We start from the raw sequence: 13,656 nt of genomic DNA on the forward strand, positions 1-13,656 counted from the left end.
CGGTCCGGCCGCTCAGTCCGGCAGGCGCAGCGTGGTCGTGGGCACGGCCGGGTCGCCGGCGGACAGCCGCCGCGCCCCGCGCGGCAGCTCGGCGCGCGAGGCGCGGTGCCGCTCCACGGCGTGCTCGACGCCCGCGCTGCCCGTCCACCTCGTGTCCACGGCCCCGGCCGCGACGAGCGGGACGTGGAGCGCGCGCAGGTCGCCGTCCGCCGGGATCCACTGCGTGACGGCGAGGTCGGGACCCGTCACCACGACCTCCTCGACGGCGCGGTTGTCCTCGCCCAGGCGCCGGGCCGCGGTCTTGCGCCCGCCGCTGCTCTCCTTGCGGGCCGACGCCTTGGCGACCGGCTCGAGCCGGCCGTCGCGTCCCTCGCGCGCGACGAGCTTGTAGACCATGCCGCACGTGGGGGCCCCGGACCCGGTGACGACGGAGGTCCCGACGCCGTAGGAGTCGACCGGTGCCACGGCCAGCGCGGCGATCGCCTGCTCGTCGAGGTCGGAGCTGACCACGATCTTGGTCTCGGTGGCGCCGAGCTCGTCGAGCAGCGCGCGCACCTCGTGCGCGAGGAAGGTCAGGTCGCCCGAGTCGAGCCGGACGGCGCCGAGGCCGGGCCCCGCGACCTCGACCGCGTGACGCACCCCCTGCACGACGTCGTAGGTGTCGACGAGCAGGGTCGTGTCGGGGCCCATCGCCGCGACCTGGGACGCGAACGCGGACCGCTCGTCGTCGTGCAGGAGCGTGAAGGAGTGCGCGGCCGTGCCGATGGTCGCGAGTCCGTAGCGGCGTCCCGCCTCGAGGTTGGACGTGGCGGTGAAGCCGGCCACGACGGCGGCCCGCGCGGCCGCGACCGCCGCGTCCTCCTGGGCGCGCCGCGAGCCCATCTCCAGGCAGGGGCGGTCGACGGCGGCGCTGGTCATGCGCGACGCCGCGGACGCCACGGCCGAGTCGTAGTTGAGGACGGACAGGATCAGCGTCTCGAGGAGCACCGCCTCGGCGAACGTCCCCTCCACGGCCATGACCGGCGAGCCGGGGAAGAAGCACTCGCCCTCGGCGTAGCCCGTGATGGTCCCGGTGAACCGGTAGTCGGCGAGGTAGTCGAGGGTCGCGCGGTCGACGACGGACTGGCGCGAGAGCCACGAGAGCTCCTCGTCGCCGAAGCGGAACGACGGGAGGTGCTCGAGGACGCGCCCGGTCCCGGCGAGCACGCCGTAGCGGCGACCGGGTGGCAGGCGCCGGGTGAACACCTCGAAGACGCAGTGCCGGTCCGCCGTGCCGTCGCGCAGGGCCGCCTGCACCATCGTGAGCTCGTACCGGTCGGTGAGCAGCGCGGACGAGGTGCTGACCACACGTTCCGGGTCCCGGATGCCGGCGAGCCCGGCGAGCCCGGCGAGGCCGGCGGGGGCGGCGGTGGCCGAGGGCGGCTCTGCACTCATGGGAGAACCGTAGAGCGACGCCGAGGGCCCTGCGCGCCATCGCCGTCCATCAGGCGACGTCGGACGTCCGTAGAGTGAGACCGTGACGCAACACAGCACGTCGATGGGAGGGACGGCGACCCTCCCGCTCGAGGACCTCCGCGCCGAGGAGAGCGTCGGCACCCCGGACCAGTGGGTGACCGTGGTGTGGAACGATCCCGTGAACCTCATGAGCTACGTGACCTACGTGTTCCGCACGTACTTCCGGATGCCGGCCGGGCGCGCCGAGCGACTCATGCGGCAGGTGCACGAGCAGGGACGCGCGACGGTCTCGACGGGCACGCGCGAGGAGATGGAGCGGGACACGCAGGCGATGCACGGCTACGGCCTGTGGGCGACCGTCCAGGCGGCCGGGCGGTGACGCGCCACCGCGCGCCCTGGACCTTCCACCGCGACGAGGGCGGGTGGGTCGTCGCCGTCGCGCCCACCGAGCGGGCCGTGCTGCTGGACGTGGTCGACGAGGTCGTCGAGCTGCTCGGGGGCGCCGCGACCCACGAGCAGCACGCCGCGCGCGCGGCGCTGCACCCGCTGGACGCGGTGACCCTCGAGCCGCTGCCCGTGCCGGCGCCGGTCGACCCCGCGTTGCGCCGGCTGCTGCCGGACGCGTCGCCCGACGCCGAGGTCGCCGCGGAGTTCCGGCGCCTGAGCGAGGCCGACGTGCGGGCCACGAAGCTGGCGAACCTGGCCCGTCTGCGCGCGGCGCTCGTCGGTGCCCGCGGGGAGGCGGTCGTGGTGCCGAGCGAGGCCGCGCACGTCGCGGCCGCGCTCACGGACCTGCGGCTGGTGATCTCCGAGCGCCTCGGTGTGCGCACCGACGAGGACGCCGAGGAGGTGTACCGGGTGGCGGTCGCGCCCACGCGCCACGACCCGGAGCCGCGGCGCCTGCTCGCCGCCGTCTACGCGGTGCTGACCCAGCTCCAGGAGTCGCTCGTGGGCCTCATGCTCGACGACCTGCCCGGAGATGTCCGACCGCCCGACTAGGCTCTGCCTCGTGAGCGACGCCCCCATCGGCATCTTCGACTCCGGCGTCGGCGGGCTGACCGTCGCACGCGCGGTCCTGGACCAGCTCCCGCACGAGTCGGTCCTGTACATCGGCGACACGGCGAACGGCCCGTACGGTCCCAAGCCGCTGGCGGCGGTCCGCGCGCACGCCCTGGAGGTGATGGACGACCTCGTCGACGCGGGCGTGAAGATGCTGGTCATCGCGTGCAACAGCGCGTCGGCGGCGGTGCTGCGCGACGCGCGCGAGCGGTACACGCAGCGCCGCGGGCTCCCGGTGGTCGAGGTCATCCTGCCCGCCGCCCGGCGGGCCGCGGCCGCCACGCGCACGGGCCGGGTCGGTGTCATCGGCACGCGCGCCACCGTCGAGTCGCGCGCCTACGACGACGCCTTCGCGGTCGCCGCAGGGCTGCACCTCACCTCGCAGGCGTGCCCGGAGTTCGTCGAGCTCGTGGAGGCCGGCCGCACGTCGGGGCCCGAGGTGCTGGACGTGGCACGCCGCTCGCTCGCGCCCGTCGTGGACGCGGGCGTGGACACGCTCGTCCTCGGGTGCACGCACTACCCGCTGCTGACCGGCGTCATCTCCTACGTCATGGGCGACGAGGTCACGCTCGTCTCCAGCGCCGAGGAGACGGCCAAGGACGTCTACCGCACGCTCGTCGCCCACGGCCTCGAGCGGGACCCCGCCCTCGGGCCACCCGAGCACCGCTTCGTGGCCACAGGCGACGCCCGCTCGTTCGCCACCCTGGCCCGCCGCTTCCTGGGCCCCGAGGTCGCCGCGGTGGAGACCGCCGCGAGCCTTCGCGTCTGAGCGCGCGATGAGGCTCACGGTCGTCGGCTGCTCCGGCTCCTTCCCCGGCCCCGACGCGGCGGCGTCGTGCTACCTCGTGCAGGCCGACGACGTCGCGGGGCGCACGTGGTCCGTGCTCCTCGACCTGGGCAGCGGCGCGCTGGGACCGCTCCAGCGCCACCTGGACCCGTCGGACCTCGACGCCGTCGCCCTCTCGCACCTGCACCCCGACCACATGGCCGACCTGTGCGGCCTGTACGTCTACCGCAAGTACCACCCCGACCGGCACCACCCCGTCAGCGGCGTGCGGCCGGAACCCAGCCGGCTCGCCGTCCACGGGCCGGTCGGCACGGAGCGCCGGCTCGAGCAGGCGTACGGCACCGAGCCGGGGGAGAGCCTGCAGGACCAGCTGGACGTGCGCGAGTGGGTCCCCGGCACCCCGGTCGACGTCGGCCCCCTGCGGCTCACGCCGGTCGCCGTCCGCCACCCGGTGCCCGCCTTCGGCGTGCGCGTGAGCGGCCCGGCGGAGGACGACCCCGCGCGCACGGTGGTGCTGGCCTACACGGGGGACACGGACGCCTGCGAGGGCGTCGTCGCCCTCGCCGCCGACGCGGACGTGCTGCTCTCCGAGGCGGCGTTCGTCGAGGGCCGGGACGACGCCGTCACCGGGATCCACCTCACGGGACGCCGGGCCGGGCAGGTCGCGACCGACGCCCGCGCGCGGCGCCTGCTCCTGACGCACCTGCCGTCCTGGAACGAGAAGGACGTCGCGCTCGCCGAGGCCCGCGGCACCTACGCGGGCCCCGTCGAGGCGGTCCACGCGGGCCTGGTCGTGCGGCTGTGAGGTCGGGCCACCGATGTCGCCTAGGGTCGTGAGCATGACCTCGCCCGCCCCCACCCCCCGCTCCGACGGCCGCCTGCCCGACCAGCTGCGCCCCGTCACCTTCACGCGTCACTGGCTCGACGCCGCCGAGGGCAGCGTCCTCGTCGAGTTCGGGCGCACCCGGGTGCTGTGCGCGGCGTCCTTCACCGAGGGCGTGCCGCGCTGGAAGAAGGGCTCGGGCGAGGGCTGGGTCACCGCCGAGTACGCGATGCTCCCGCGCGCGACGTCGACCCGCAGCGACCGCGAGTCGGTCAAGGGCCGCGTCGGCGGGCGCACGCACGAGATCTCGCGCCTCATCGGCCGGTCCCTGCGCGCCGTCATCGACGTCAAGGCGCTCGGCGAGAACACGATCGTGCTGGACTGCGACGTGCTCCAGGCCGACGGCGGCACGCGCACGGCCGCCATCACCGGCGCCTACGTCGCGCTCGCGGACGCGCTCGCGTGGGGCCGCAGCACCGGCCGCATCACGGGCCGGGCCGAGGTCCTCACGGACTCCGTCGCCGCCGTGAGCGTCGGCATCATCGACGGCGTCCCGATGCTCGACCTGCCGTACGTCGAGGACGTCCGGGCCGAGACCGACATGAACGTCGTCGTCACGGGCAGCGGGCACTTCGTGGAGGTCCAGGGCACCGCGGAGGGCGCGCCCTTCGACCGTGCCGAGCTCGACGTGCTCCTCGACCTCGCGGTCGGTGGCACGGCGGAGCTGACGAGGCTCCAGGCGGCGGCCCTCGCCGACGGGTCCGCGCGGTCGTGAGCGCGCGTCCGGCCGGCTCGGCGCGCCTGGTCCTGGCCACCCACAACGCGCACAAGGTCGGCGAGCTCCGCGCGATCCTCGCGCCGGTCGTGACGGGGCTCGACCCGGCGGACGTCGTGGGCGCGGCCGACGTCGGCGCGGAGCCGCCCGTCGAGGACGGCGTCACCTTCGCGCAGAACGCGCTCCTCAAGGCGCGCGCCCTCGCGACGGCGACCGGCCTGCCCGCTGTCGCGGACGACTCGGGTCTGTGCGTGGACGTCCTCGGTGGTGCGCCCGGGATCTTCTCCGCGCGCTGGGCGGGCGCCCACGGCGACGACGCCGCGAACCTCGCGCTGCTGCTCGCGCAGCTCGCGGACGTGCCGGACGAGCACCGCGGCGCCGGCTTCACGTGCGCGGCCGCGCTCGTGACGCCGGACGGCTTCGAGCACGTCGAGATCGGCGTCCTGCGGGGGCGGCTCGCGCGCTCGCCCCGCGGCGAGGGCGGCTTCGGCTACGACCCGGTGCTCGTGCCCGACGAGCAGCCCGCGCGCGCCGCGGGCCGCCTCCTGACGTGCGCCGAGCTGACGCCCGAGGAGAAGAACGCGATCTCGCACCGCGGCACCGCGTTCCGCGCGCTCGCCCCGACCATCGCCGCGAGGCTGTGAGCGCCCTCGCCGTCCCCTCGGCGGTGCCGCTCGGCGCCGTGCACCTGAGCGCGCGCGACGTCGCCGTCGGCTACCCCGGGCGGCCCGTGCTGCAGGGGGTGACCTTCCGCGCCTCCGCCGGCTCGCGCATCGGCCTGGTGGGGGAGAACGGGACGGGCAAGACGACCCTCCTGCGGGTGCTCGCCCGCGAGCTCGAGCCGACGTCGGGCGTGGTGCGGTCCGTCGGGTCGGTCGCCGGCGTCGCCCAGGAGCTCGAGGTCTCGGGTGGCGTCACGGTGGGCGACCTCGTCGAGGAGGCTCTGGCCACCGTGCGAGGTGCGGCGCGCGAGCTCGCCGACGCGACCGCCGAGCTCGACGCGCTGCCCGCGGACGCCGAGGCCCCCGCTCGCGACGCGGCGACCGCCCGGGTCTCGCACGCGCTCGCGCTCGCGGAGCGGCTCGCGGTCTGGGACGCCGACCGGCGCGCGGACGAGGCCCTGACGCGGTTCGGCGCGCCCCGCGACCGGGCGCGTCTGCTCGCCGAGCTCTCCGTCGGCGAGCGGTACCGCGTGCGGCTCGCGTGCCGCATCGCCCAGCGCCCCGACATCCTGCTGCTCGACGAGCCGACCAACCACCTCGACGTCGGCGGCATCGAGCACCTGACGGCGCAGCTGCAGGGCTGGCCCGGCGTCGTCGTCATCGTCACGCACGACAGGCAGCTGCTCGACGACGTGATGACGGCGATCCTCGACCTCGACCCCTCGGTGGACGGCCGGCCCGCTCTCTACGGCGGCTCGAGCTACGCGGCGTACCGCTTCCAGCGCACCGCCGCCCTGCGCCGCTGGCGCGCCCGCTACGCCGCGGAGCGCAAGCGGGCGGCGGCGCTCGCGGCGCGGCTCGACGAGGCCTACGAAGGGCTCTCGGACGAGTGGCGCCCGCCGAAGGGGTCCGCCAAGCACGGCCGCGCCACCCACGCCCGCATCCACGTCAAGGCGGCCGACCGCCTGGTCCAGCGGCTCGAGGCCGCCGCGGTCGAGGTCCCCGTCCCCCCGCTCTCGCTCGCGTTCCCCGACCTGCCGTCGCTGCCGCCGGGCGGGGACGGCTCGCGACCGCTGCTCGAGGTGCGCGGGGTCCATGTCCCCGGCCGCCTGGACCTGCCCGGTGTGCGGGTCGAGCTCCCCGCGTGCGGTCGGCTGCTCGTGACCGGTGTCAACGGCGCCGGCAAGTCGACGCTCCTCGGGGTCATGGCGGGCGCCGTGCCGTCGGTGCGCGGCGTGCGCCACGTCGCGCCGGGCGTGCGGGTCGGCCTGCTGGGCCAGGAGGCCGCCGGTGAGGACGCGGCCGCCGGGCCGGGCGATGGACGGGACCCGACGCGGGTCACCGGGTTCGAGGCCTACGCGGCGCACGCGCTCCGGCTGCTCGCGGCGGGAGCCCTCGACCCGGAGCGTCTCGTGCCGGTCGCCTCGCTCGGGCTGCTCACCGAGGAGGACCTCGACCGCCCGCTCGTCGAGCTCTCGGTCGGCCAGCGCCGCCGGTTCGCCCTCGCGTCGGCGTTGCTGGCGGCCCCGCACGTGCTGCTCCTGGACGAGCCGACCAACCACCTCTCGGTCGCGCTGGTCGACGAGCTCACCCAGGCGCTGACCACCACGAGCGCCGCCGTCGTCGTCGCGACGCACGACCGGGCGCTGCGCCGCGACCTCGCGGGGTGGCCCGAGCTCGCGCTCTGAGCCTGGTCAGGCCAGGCGGCCCACGAAGGCCATGGCCTGGCGCACGAGGTAGCCCTGGCCGCCGGCCATCTCGCCCTGCACCTGGTCGCTGCACGCCTCCTCCGGCGTGACCCACGCGAGGTCCAGCGCGTCCTGCTGGGGCTGGCAGTCGCCCGAGACGGGGACGACGTACGCGAGCGAGACGGCGTGCTGGCGCGCGTCGTGGTACGGCGTCACGCCCGGCGTCGGGAAGTACTCGGCGACCGTGAACGGCTGCGGGGACGCCGGGATCTGCGGCAGCGCCATGGGGCCGAGGTCCTTCTCGATGTGGCGCAGGAGGGCGTCGCGGACCCGCTCGTGGAACATGACGCGTCCGGACACGAGCGCGCGCGTCATCTCCCCGGCGCTGTTGACGCGCAGGAGGAGGCCCACCGCGACGACGTCGCCGCTGTCGTCGACCCGCACGGGCACGGCGTCGACGTAGACGAGGGGGAGGCGGGCGCGTGCCCGGTCGAGCTCGGCCGGGCTGAGCCAGCCGTCCGGCCTGGGTTCGTCGCGTGGGTAGTCGGCGGTCTCCGTCACGTCGCGAAGCCTATTGCGGGTGGGGCGCGGGCGGCGCGGCCGGACGCCTCCCGGTGGGGTGCGGCGCCGGAATACCTGTCCCCGCGCGGCGTTGACACAAGGACGTCAACGAGAGGAACCCCATGACGACCGTCGAGCTGACCGAGTCCGACTTCGAGAAGACCGTGACGAGCAACGACATCGTGCTCGTCGACTTCTGGGCCGCCTGGTGCGGGCCGTGCCGCATGTTCGCGCCGGTCTTCGAGGAGTCGTCCGTCGCGCACCCCGACGTGGTCCACGCGAAGGTCGACACCGAGGCGGAGCAGGGCCTCGCCCAGGCCGCCAACATCGTGTCGATCCCGACGCTCATGGCGTTCCGTGACGGCATCCTCGTCTTCAACCAGGCCGGGGCGCTGCCCAAGCAGTCGCTCGAGCAGGTCGTGCAGGCCGTGAAGAGCCTGGACATGGACGCCGTGCGCGCCGAGCTCGCGGAGCAGCAGCAGCAGCAGCACGACCACCAGCACGACCACCAGCACTGACGCGAGGCCCGTCACACGGGCCATCGTGTGACGAGCGCCACACTCGCCCGATCGTGTGCCCCGGGGTGCGCTCCCGGCGATGTCGGGTCAGAGTCATCCCATGCCCGAGATCGAGTGGTTCGTGACGGTGACCGACCGCGATGTCCGGCTGGCGCGGGACGCGTGGGTCGCAGCCCGCGACGGCGGGGCGCCCGAGCAGCGGGTGGCGGTGCTCCGCGCGAGCCACGAGCGGCTCGTGCGGACCCAGGCGCGCCAGTTCGCCGAGGCGTTCCGCGCCCGACGAGCGTGCGCCTGAGCCACCGGGGTGCGCGAGGCGGGAGTCGAACCCGCACGCCCGTGGGCACCAGGACCTAAACCTGGCGCGTCTGCCGATTTCGCCACTCGCGCTCGGGGAGAGCGTAGGGCTCAGGCGAGGCCGAGGTCCCGCCTGAGCTTGGCGACGTGGCCCGTGGCGCGCACGTTGTACTGGGCGAGCTCCACCGTGCCGTCCGGGCCGACGACGACCGTCGTGCGGATCACGCCCTGGACCGTCTTGCCGTAGAGCTTGCGCTCGCCGTAGGCGCCGTACGCGTCCAGGACCGTCCGGTCGGCGTCGGACCCCAGCGGGTAGGTCAGTGCCGCCTGCTCCGTGAACGCCGCGAGTCGGGGGACCGGGTCCGGCGAGATGCCGATCACCGTGTAGCCGGCGGCCTGCAGGGCGCCGAGCGAGTCGCGGAAGTCGCACGCCTGCGTGGTGCAGCCCGGCGTCATCGCCGCGGGGAAGAAGAAGATGACCACGCGCGTGCCGCGCTGCTCGGAGAGCGTGAAGCTCCCGCCGTCGGCGGTGGGCACGGTGAAGTCGGGAGCGGTGTCACCGACGGACAGGCGGGGCATGGTCCTCCTCGGGTGGGCAGCCCAATGTACCGTCGGCGACGTGAGTGACCCGCGTCAGCCAGGACCCGCCCGCCCCACCCCCGCCGTGCCGGGCGCCGACGAGCGTCCGCCCGTGCGGATGCTCCACGACCGCGTGCTCGTGCGGCTGGACCAGGAGTCCGCGGAGCGGCTGTCGTCCTCGGGCATCGTCATCCCGGCGACAGCGTCGGTGGGGCGCCGGCTCGCCTGGGGGCGGGTCGAGGCCACGGGGGAGCACGTGCGGCAGGTGCAGCGGGGCGACCGGGTGCTGTTCGACCCGGAGGACCGGTCGGAGGTGGAGCTCGCCGGCGTCGAGTACCTGCTGCTGCGCGAGCGCGACATCCACGGCGTCGCGGAGCCTGAGTCGAGCGGTGAGGGCACGGGCCTGTACCTGTGACCGCGTCACCCGGTCGCGCGCTCTCGGGCCCGCACCGTTGCGCGGCGACGACGCAGGTGGTGCAGTGTGTCCGTTGAGCACCAGCGAGAGGAGGGTCGGGCGATGAACCTGGACACCGGCGTGGGCAACGACGACGCCAGGACGGGTCTGGAGCCCGAGCCCGAGGTCGTGGAGGCCGTCGAGCGCGCGGACACCGAGCACTCCCAGGAGGTCATGAGCCTCCTCGCGCAGGGCGTGCCGCTGGCGCTGCTCGCGGACCTCGCCAGCCCGGACGGGCCGGCCTCCCCGGAGATCCTCGAGGACGAGGGCCTGCCGGAGGTCGCCTGGTGGGACGCGGAGGACGCGCCCGCCTCGCCCGACGCCGTCCCGGAGGCGGCGGACGCCGAGCCGCGGCCCGACGCCGGCTGACGCCGCGCAGGCGTGCGCCTGGCCCGGCATGTGACGTGCCTCACGACGCTGACCTGCGATTTCGCGTCCCCCCAGGCACGGTGCTAACCTCGTGCACCGCGCGCCATTAGCTCAATTGGCAGAGCAGCTGACTCTTAATCAGCGGGTTCGGGGTTCGAGTCCCTGATGGCGCACCACCACGCGAGAGGCCCCCGACCGATGGTCGGGGGCCTCTCGCGTGTCCGGCCGGATCACGGTGGGACGCGGCGCGTCACGCGCGCGCCCCGGTCCGCGCCCTCACGCCTCCTCGTCGCCCGGTGCGTCCGCGAGCGGGATGAGCTGGTCGACGCCCGTGATCGCCAGCAGCTCCCGGAGCATCCACGGCGCGTCGACGAGCGAGATGGGGTAGCCGCGCACCTCGGCGTCACGCGCGAGGCGGACGAGGACCGACATGCCGGTCGAGTCGATGAAGGTGACGTCCCGCGCGTCGACGACGACGGGCAGCCCGCGGTCCGCGACGGCCTGGCACAGGTCGCCGACCCCGCGGCGTACCGAGAGGTCGATCTCGCCCCAGGCGCGCACGACGGAACGGTCCGGCTCCTCGGTCAGCGCCATCCCGGAGGGCTCTGTGCCCTCTCCGTGCGTCGCAGTCATCGCTGTCCTTCCTCGCGGCAGCACCACTAGCACCGAATCCAACCGCACCGGAGCCCGCTTGGCACTGCGGCAGCGCTCTCACGCCTGGCGCGGCAACGGCGGGACCCCCGGGCGGCCCCGCCCGGCCCCGTAGAGTGGAGAGCGTGAAGATCGCTCTGGCCACCTGCGCCGCGCTGCCCACGCTCAACGCCGACGAGAGCCCGCTCCTCGCGGGCCTCGAGGCCCGGGGTGTGGAGGTCGCGACCCCGGTCTGGGACGACGCGTCGGTCGACTGGTCGGGCTTCGACCTCGTCGTGATCCGGTCCACCTGGGACTACGCGACCCGTCGCGCCGAGTTCGTCGCCTGGGCGGACCGGGTGGAGGCCCAGGCCACGCTGCTCAACCCGGCCGCCGTCGTGCGCTGGAACAGCGACAAGCACTACCTGGCGGAGCTGGAGCGCGCCGGCGTCCCGATCGTGCCGACGATGTGGCTGGAGCCGGAGCGCCACCTGTCCTCGCGCGCGCTCCACACGCGGTTCCCCGCCAACGGCGACTTCGTCATCAAGCCTGCCGTCTCGGCCGGTTCCGTCGACACGGGCCGGTACACCGCGATCGACGCGGGGTCCCGGGGCCTGGCGATCGGGCACGCGCGCCGCCTGCTCGCCGCCGACCGCACCGTGATGGTCCAGCGCTACCTCACCAGCGTCGACACGGTGGGCGAGCGGGCGCACATCTTCATCGACGGGCAGTACTCCCACAGCGTCCACAAGGGCGCGATGCTCAGCGGACCCGACACCGGCGAGACCGCCCTGTACAAGGAGGAGCGGATGTCGAGCATCGAGGCGTCCGCCGACGAGCTCGCCATGGCGGAGCGGGTCATCGCCACCGCCCGGGAGCTGCTGACCGCCGACGGCAGCGCGCTGCCGGACGAGCCGTTCCTCTACGCGCGCGTGGACCTCGTGAGCGGGGACGACGGTCAGCCGGTGCTCATGGAGCTCGAGATGGTCGAGCCGTCGCTGTTCACGCGCCTCGGCGCGGGGGCGACCGACCGGTTCGCCGACGCGGTCCTGGGGCGTGCGCTCGGAGCACCCGCCGCGACCGTATAGACTTTCGGCCGGTCCCGACCGCTACGGCGGTCCGGGGTCGTGGTGGCTATAGCTCAGTCGGTAGAGCACCTGGTTGTGGTCCAGGGGGTCGCGGGTTCAAGTCCCGTTAGCCACCCCATCTCACCGCCGCCCCGTGGGCGGTCCGGTGACCACTCGTGGTTGGCGCGTGGCGGGTTTAGCGTCGGACCATGCCGGACGAGACTCCGCGGGCCCGCAGTGCCGAGCCGGCGCGTGAGCGCGCCGAGGGCGTCGTCGGGCGCATCGAGGGCGCGGTCGAGCGCGCGGAGGATGTCGTCGAGCGCGCGGAGGAAGCCGCCGCGCGCGCCGCCGAGCGCGTGCCCACGCCCGCCTGGCTCCGGTTCGTCGAGCGGGTCATGGGCAGGGTCGTGTACTTCGCGCTGGTCGCGGCGGTTCTGGCCGTCGTCATCGCGGGCGTCCAACGGCTCATCGCGGACGACCGGGTGCGCCTGGTCGTCGGTATCGCCATGGTCGTGCTCCTGGGAGCCGGTGGCATGTTCCTGCGCGGGGCGAGCGAGCTCACCCGTCCGCCGCTCAACGAGAAGATCCGGGCCGCCGGGTACTTCTGCGGCGCGCTGGCGTACGTCGCCACGGCGACGGTCGCCCTGATGAACGGCCTGCCGCACCTCGTCGACCGCTGAGCGTGCGGCCGTCCGGCTCAGCGGGCGTCGTGGCCCTGACGAACGCTGGTGGCGGAGATCTCGGCCGCGATCTGCTTCGCGGTCGCGGAGTCGGGGCCGGGCTGCGGCACGAGCATCGCGGCCCGGTAGTACCGCAGCTCGTCGATGCTCTCGAGGATGTCCGCCAGGGCGCGGTGCCCGCCGTTCTTCTCGGGCGAGGCGAAGTAGATGCGCGGGTACCAGCGCCGCGCAAGCTCCTTGATCGAGGAGACGTCGATGATCCGGTAGTGCAGGTGGCCGACCAGCTCCGGCATGTCCCGGTCGAGGAAGGCCTTGTCCGTGCCGACGGAGTTGCCCGCGAGCGGTGCCTTGCCGGGCTCGGGGACCCACTGGCGCAGGTAGGCCAGGACCTGCTCCTGCGCCTCGGCGATCGTCACGCCGCCGGGCAGGGCCTCGAGCAGTGCCGAGGTCGTGTGCATCTGGCGCACGAAGGGCTCCATCTGCTCGAGCGCCTCGGCGGGCGGCGCGATGACGACGTCGACCCCCTCGCCGAGCACGTTGAGCTCGGAGTCGGTCACGACGGCGGCGACCTCGACGAGCGCGTCGCGCTGCAGGTCGAGGCCCGTCATCTCGCAGTCGATCCAGACGATGCGGTCGTTCGGTGCGGCAGGACTCACGCGCGTCACTGTACGGGCTCGTCGTCGTCCCGGCGGGGCTCGGGGCCGGGCGCCGGTGCGGGGATCGAGGCCGCCAGCAGCGCGCCGACCGCGACGACGACGCCGGCGCCGGCGCCGAGCAGGAGGGCGCGGAGCCACGGGGTGCCGCCCCACGCCAGCACGAGCGTGGTCGTCGCGGCGACCACCACGGTGAGGGCGAGGCGGTGCAGGAGGCGGCGGCTCGGAGCGGGCTCGGGGCCGGTCCCGTCGTGGCGGGCCGGCGCCGAGGCGTGGCGGCCCATCAGCCGGCCTCGCGAGCGGTGGACGACGCGGCCATGCGGTCATCGTGGCAGAGCGGGACGTGCGGGCGCCCCGCACCCGCCGTCAGGCGAGCGCGGGGCGTCCGCGACCCTCGGGGACGGCGCGGCCCGCCGCGGTCACGCGCGGGGCGGCGGTCCGGACCGCCCGGCGCCCGGCCGCACGGCGCGGTGCGCGGCTCCGGTCGGCGCTGCGCTCGGCGAGCAGCTGGTCGATCCGGGCGGCGCGCACGCTCCCGCGCGTCGCGCGCTCGTGCTCGCGGGCGGCTATCTCGTAGACGGTGATGGGATGCATGGTGGTGC

General features: G+C 74.9%; 20 protein-coding genes and 3 tRNA genes. 15 read left to right on the plus strand and 8 right to left on the minus strand.

The features are described from left to right. Nucleotides 1-12 precede the first annotated feature (12 nt). The gene (locus tag H2O74_RS05325; protein WP_370525895.1) at nucleotides 13-1,299 is read right to left on the minus strand and encodes a nicotinate phosphoribosyltransferase; all 1,287 of its coding nucleotides are present in this window, start codon (nucleotides 1,297-1,299) and stop codon (nucleotides 13-15) included. Between the two features lie 238 nt (nucleotides 1,300-1,537). On the opposite strand from H2O74_RS05325, the gene clpS reads away from it, so the two are divergent. Genes clpS through H2O74_RS05360 form a run of 7 tightly spaced genes read left to right on the plus strand, consistent with a single transcriptional unit; the run spans nucleotide 1,538 to nucleotide 7,249 of the window. Beyond that, the gene (clpS, locus tag H2O74_RS05330) at nucleotides 1,538-1,834 is read left to right on the plus strand and encodes an ATP-dependent Clp protease adapter ClpS (protein WP_182114072.1); all 297 of its coding nucleotides are present in this window, start codon (nucleotides 1,538-1,540) and stop codon (nucleotides 1,832-1,834) included. Then, on the plus strand, nucleotides 1,831-2,454 hold the full coding sequence (locus H2O74_RS05335; protein WP_182113458.1) for a DUF2017 family protein: 624 nt from the start codon (nucleotides 1,831-1,833) through the stop codon (nucleotides 2,452-2,454). The genes clpS and H2O74_RS05335 overlap by 4 nt, the downstream gene beginning before the upstream one ends. 10 nt (nucleotides 2,455-2,464) lie before the next feature. Next, nucleotides 2,465-3,283, plus strand: a complete 819-nt coding sequence (murI, locus tag H2O74_RS05340) for a glutamate racemase (protein WP_182113459.1) — start codon at nucleotides 2,465-2,467, stop codon at nucleotides 3,281-3,283. A gap of 7 nt (nucleotides 3,284-3,290) precedes the next feature. Next, nucleotides 3,291-4,106, plus strand: coding sequence for an MBL fold metallo-hydrolase (locus H2O74_RS05345; protein ID WP_182113460.1), 816 nt, complete (start codon nucleotides 3,291-3,293; stop codon nucleotides 4,104-4,106). A 34-nt stretch (nucleotides 4,107-4,140) separates the two neighbouring features. Then, a complete protein-coding gene (rph, locus tag H2O74_RS05350) occupies nucleotides 4,141-4,899 on the plus strand; it encodes a ribonuclease PH (protein WP_182113461.1) in 759 nt (252 codons plus the stop codon). Then, nucleotides 4,896-5,543 carry an RdgB/HAM1 family non-canonical purine NTP pyrophosphatase gene (gene rdgB / locus H2O74_RS05355; protein ID WP_182113462.1) on the plus strand — a complete coding sequence of 216 codons (648 nt, stop codon included), beginning with the start codon at nucleotides 4,896-4,898 and terminating at the stop codon, nucleotides 5,541-5,543. Before rph ends, rdgB begins: the two co-directional genes overlap by 4 nt. 38 nt (nucleotides 5,544-5,581) lie before the next feature. Further along, nucleotides 5,582-7,249, plus strand: coding sequence for an ATP-binding cassette domain-containing protein (locus H2O74_RS05360; RefSeq protein ID WP_182114073.1), 1,668 nt, complete (start codon nucleotides 5,582-5,584; stop codon nucleotides 7,247-7,249). Between the two features lie 6 nt (nucleotides 7,250-7,255). Here H2O74_RS05360 and H2O74_RS05365 read toward each other — a convergent pair whose 3' ends face one another. Further along, entirely contained in the window at nucleotides 7,256-7,810 is a 555-nt protein-coding gene (locus tag H2O74_RS05365) for an NUDIX hydrolase family protein (RefSeq protein WP_182113463.1), read from the minus strand. A gap of 122 nt (nucleotides 7,811-7,932) precedes the next feature. Between H2O74_RS05365 and trxA the strand changes: the two genes are divergently transcribed. Both trxA and H2O74_RS05375 read left to right on the plus strand, forming a co-directional pair. Further along, nucleotides 7,933-8,328, plus strand: a complete 396-nt coding sequence (trxA, locus tag H2O74_RS05370) for a thioredoxin (protein ID WP_182113464.1) — start codon at nucleotides 7,933-7,935, stop codon at nucleotides 8,326-8,328. A gap of 100 nt (nucleotides 8,329-8,428) precedes the next feature. After that, on the plus strand, nucleotides 8,429-8,623 hold the full coding sequence (locus H2O74_RS05375; protein ID WP_182113465.1) for a hypothetical protein: 195 nt from the start codon (nucleotides 8,429-8,431) through the stop codon (nucleotides 8,621-8,623). A gap of 10 nt (nucleotides 8,624-8,633) precedes the next feature. Here the strand turns inward: H2O74_RS05375 and H2O74_RS05380 are convergent. Continuing rightward, nucleotides 8,634-8,715 (minus strand) — tRNA-Leu (locus H2O74_RS05380). Nucleotides 8,716-8,733: 18 nt separating this feature from the next. After that, nucleotides 8,734-9,201 carry a peroxiredoxin gene (locus tag H2O74_RS05385; RefSeq protein WP_182113466.1) on the minus strand — a complete coding sequence of 156 codons (468 nt, stop codon included), beginning with the start codon at nucleotides 9,199-9,201 and terminating at the stop codon, nucleotides 8,734-8,736. A 118-nt stretch (nucleotides 9,202-9,319) separates the two neighbouring features. On the opposite strand from H2O74_RS05385, the gene H2O74_RS05390 reads away from it, so the two are divergent. The 3 genes from H2O74_RS05390 (at nucleotide 9,320) to H2O74_RS05400 (ending at nucleotide 10,200) form a co-directional block, all read left to right on the plus strand. Next, the gene (locus H2O74_RS05390) at nucleotides 9,320-9,616 is read left to right on the plus strand and encodes a co-chaperone GroES (protein ID WP_220458043.1); all 297 of its coding nucleotides are present in this window, start codon (nucleotides 9,320-9,322) and stop codon (nucleotides 9,614-9,616) included. 102 nt (nucleotides 9,617-9,718) lie between these two features. Beyond that, a complete protein-coding gene (locus tag H2O74_RS05395; protein ID WP_182113468.1) occupies nucleotides 9,719-10,024 on the plus strand; it encodes a hypothetical protein in 306 nt (101 codons plus the stop codon). A gap of 100 nt (nucleotides 10,025-10,124) precedes the next feature. Further along, nucleotides 10,125-10,200 (plus strand) — tRNA-Lys (locus tag H2O74_RS05400). Nucleotides 10,201-10,300: 100 nt separating this feature from the next. Here the strand turns inward: H2O74_RS05400 and H2O74_RS05405 are convergent. Further along, the gene (locus H2O74_RS05405; RefSeq protein WP_182113469.1) at nucleotides 10,301-10,657 is read right to left on the minus strand and encodes an STAS domain-containing protein; all 357 of its coding nucleotides are present in this window, start codon (nucleotides 10,655-10,657) and stop codon (nucleotides 10,301-10,303) included. A 143-nt stretch (nucleotides 10,658-10,800) separates the two neighbouring features. On the opposite strand from H2O74_RS05405, the gene H2O74_RS05410 reads away from it, so the two are divergent. The 3 genes from H2O74_RS05410 (at nucleotide 10,801) to H2O74_RS05420 (ending at nucleotide 12,401) form a co-directional block, all read left to right on the plus strand. After that, complete coding sequence (locus H2O74_RS05410; protein ID WP_309232710.1) at nucleotides 10,801-11,742, plus strand: hypothetical protein; 942 nt, start codon at nucleotides 10,801-10,803, stop codon at nucleotides 11,740-11,742. A 42-nt stretch (nucleotides 11,743-11,784) separates the two neighbouring features. Next, nucleotides 11,785-11,860: transfer RNA gene (locus H2O74_RS05415), tRNA-His, on the plus strand. Nucleotides 11,861-11,930: 70 nt separating this feature from the next. After that, nucleotides 11,931-12,401 carry a hypothetical protein gene (locus H2O74_RS05420; RefSeq protein ID WP_182113471.1) on the plus strand — a complete coding sequence of 157 codons (471 nt, stop codon included), beginning with the start codon at nucleotides 11,931-11,933 and terminating at the stop codon, nucleotides 12,399-12,401. Nucleotides 12,402-12,418: 17 nt separating this feature from the next. Here H2O74_RS05420 and orn read toward each other — a convergent pair whose 3' ends face one another. The 3 genes from orn to H2O74_RS05435 form a co-directional block, all read right to left on the minus strand. Beyond that, on the minus strand, nucleotides 12,419-13,057 hold the full coding sequence (orn, locus tag H2O74_RS05425; protein WP_182113472.1) for an oligoribonuclease: 639 nt from the start codon (nucleotides 13,055-13,057) through the stop codon (nucleotides 12,419-12,421). Between the two features lie 5 nt (nucleotides 13,058-13,062). Beyond that, entirely contained in the window at nucleotides 13,063-13,338 is a 276-nt protein-coding gene (locus H2O74_RS05430; RefSeq protein WP_182113473.1) for a hypothetical protein, read from the minus strand. A gap of 82 nt (nucleotides 13,339-13,420) precedes the next feature. Further along, nucleotides 13,421-13,648, minus strand: coding sequence for a hypothetical protein (locus H2O74_RS05435; RefSeq protein WP_182113474.1), 228 nt, complete (start codon nucleotides 13,646-13,648; stop codon nucleotides 13,421-13,423). Between the last annotated feature and the right edge of the window lie 8 nt (nucleotides 13,649-13,656).

The sequence above is a fragment of the Actinotalea sp. JY-7876 genome (assembly GCF_014042015.1).
Lineage (GTDB): Bacteria > Actinomycetota > Actinomycetes > Actinomycetales > Cellulomonadaceae > Actinotalea.

What these genes read in the sequence shown, in the direction of transcription:
- H2O74_RS05395 (WP_182113468.1), top strand. Translation starts at nt 9,719, where the DNA reads ATGAACCTGGACACCGGCGTGGGCAACGACGACGCCAGGACGGGTCTG.
- clpS (WP_182114072.1), top strand. Translation starts at nt 1,538, where the DNA reads ATGGGAGGGACGGCGACCCTCCCGCTCGAGGACCTCCGCGCCGAGGAG.
- H2O74_RS05405 (WP_182113469.1), bottom strand. Translation starts at nt 10,657, where the DNA reads ATGACTGCGACGCACGGAGAGGGCACAGAGCCCTCCGGGATGGCGCTG.
- H2O74_RS05385 (WP_182113466.1), bottom strand. Translation starts at nt 9,201, where the DNA reads ATGCCCCGCCTGTCCGTCGGTGACACCGCTCCCGACTTCACCGTGCCC.
- rph (WP_182113461.1), top strand. Translation starts at nt 4,141, where the DNA reads ATGACCTCGCCCGCCCCCACCCCCCGCTCCGACGGCCGCCTGCCCGAC.
- H2O74_RS05325 (WP_370525895.1), bottom strand. Translation starts at nt 1,299, where the DNA reads ATGGTGCAGGCGGCCCTGCGCGACGGCACGGCGGACCGGCACTGCGTC.
- H2O74_RS05420 (WP_182113471.1), top strand. Translation starts at nt 11,931, where the DNA reads ATGCCGGACGAGACTCCGCGGGCCCGCAGTGCCGAGCCGGCGCGTGAG.
- trxA (WP_182113464.1), top strand. Translation starts at nt 7,933, where the DNA reads ATGACGACCGTCGAGCTGACCGAGTCCGACTTCGAGAAGACCGTGACG.
- H2O74_RS05435 (WP_182113474.1), bottom strand. Translation starts at nt 13,648, where the DNA reads ATGCATCCCATCACCGTCTACGAGATAGCCGCCCGCGAGCACGAGCGC.
- H2O74_RS05390 (WP_220458043.1), top strand. Translation starts at nt 9,320, where the DNA reads ATGCTCCACGACCGCGTGCTCGTGCGGCTGGACCAGGAGTCCGCGGAG.
- H2O74_RS05345 (WP_182113460.1), top strand. Translation starts at nt 3,291, where the DNA reads ATGAGGCTCACGGTCGTCGGCTGCTCCGGCTCCTTCCCCGGCCCCGAC.
- H2O74_RS05430 (WP_182113473.1), bottom strand. Translation starts at nt 13,338, where the DNA reads ATGGGCCGCCACGCCTCGGCGCCGGCCCGCCACGACGGGACCGGCCCC.
- H2O74_RS05375 (WP_182113465.1), top strand. Translation starts at nt 8,429, where the DNA reads ATGCCCGAGATCGAGTGGTTCGTGACGGTGACCGACCGCGATGTCCGG.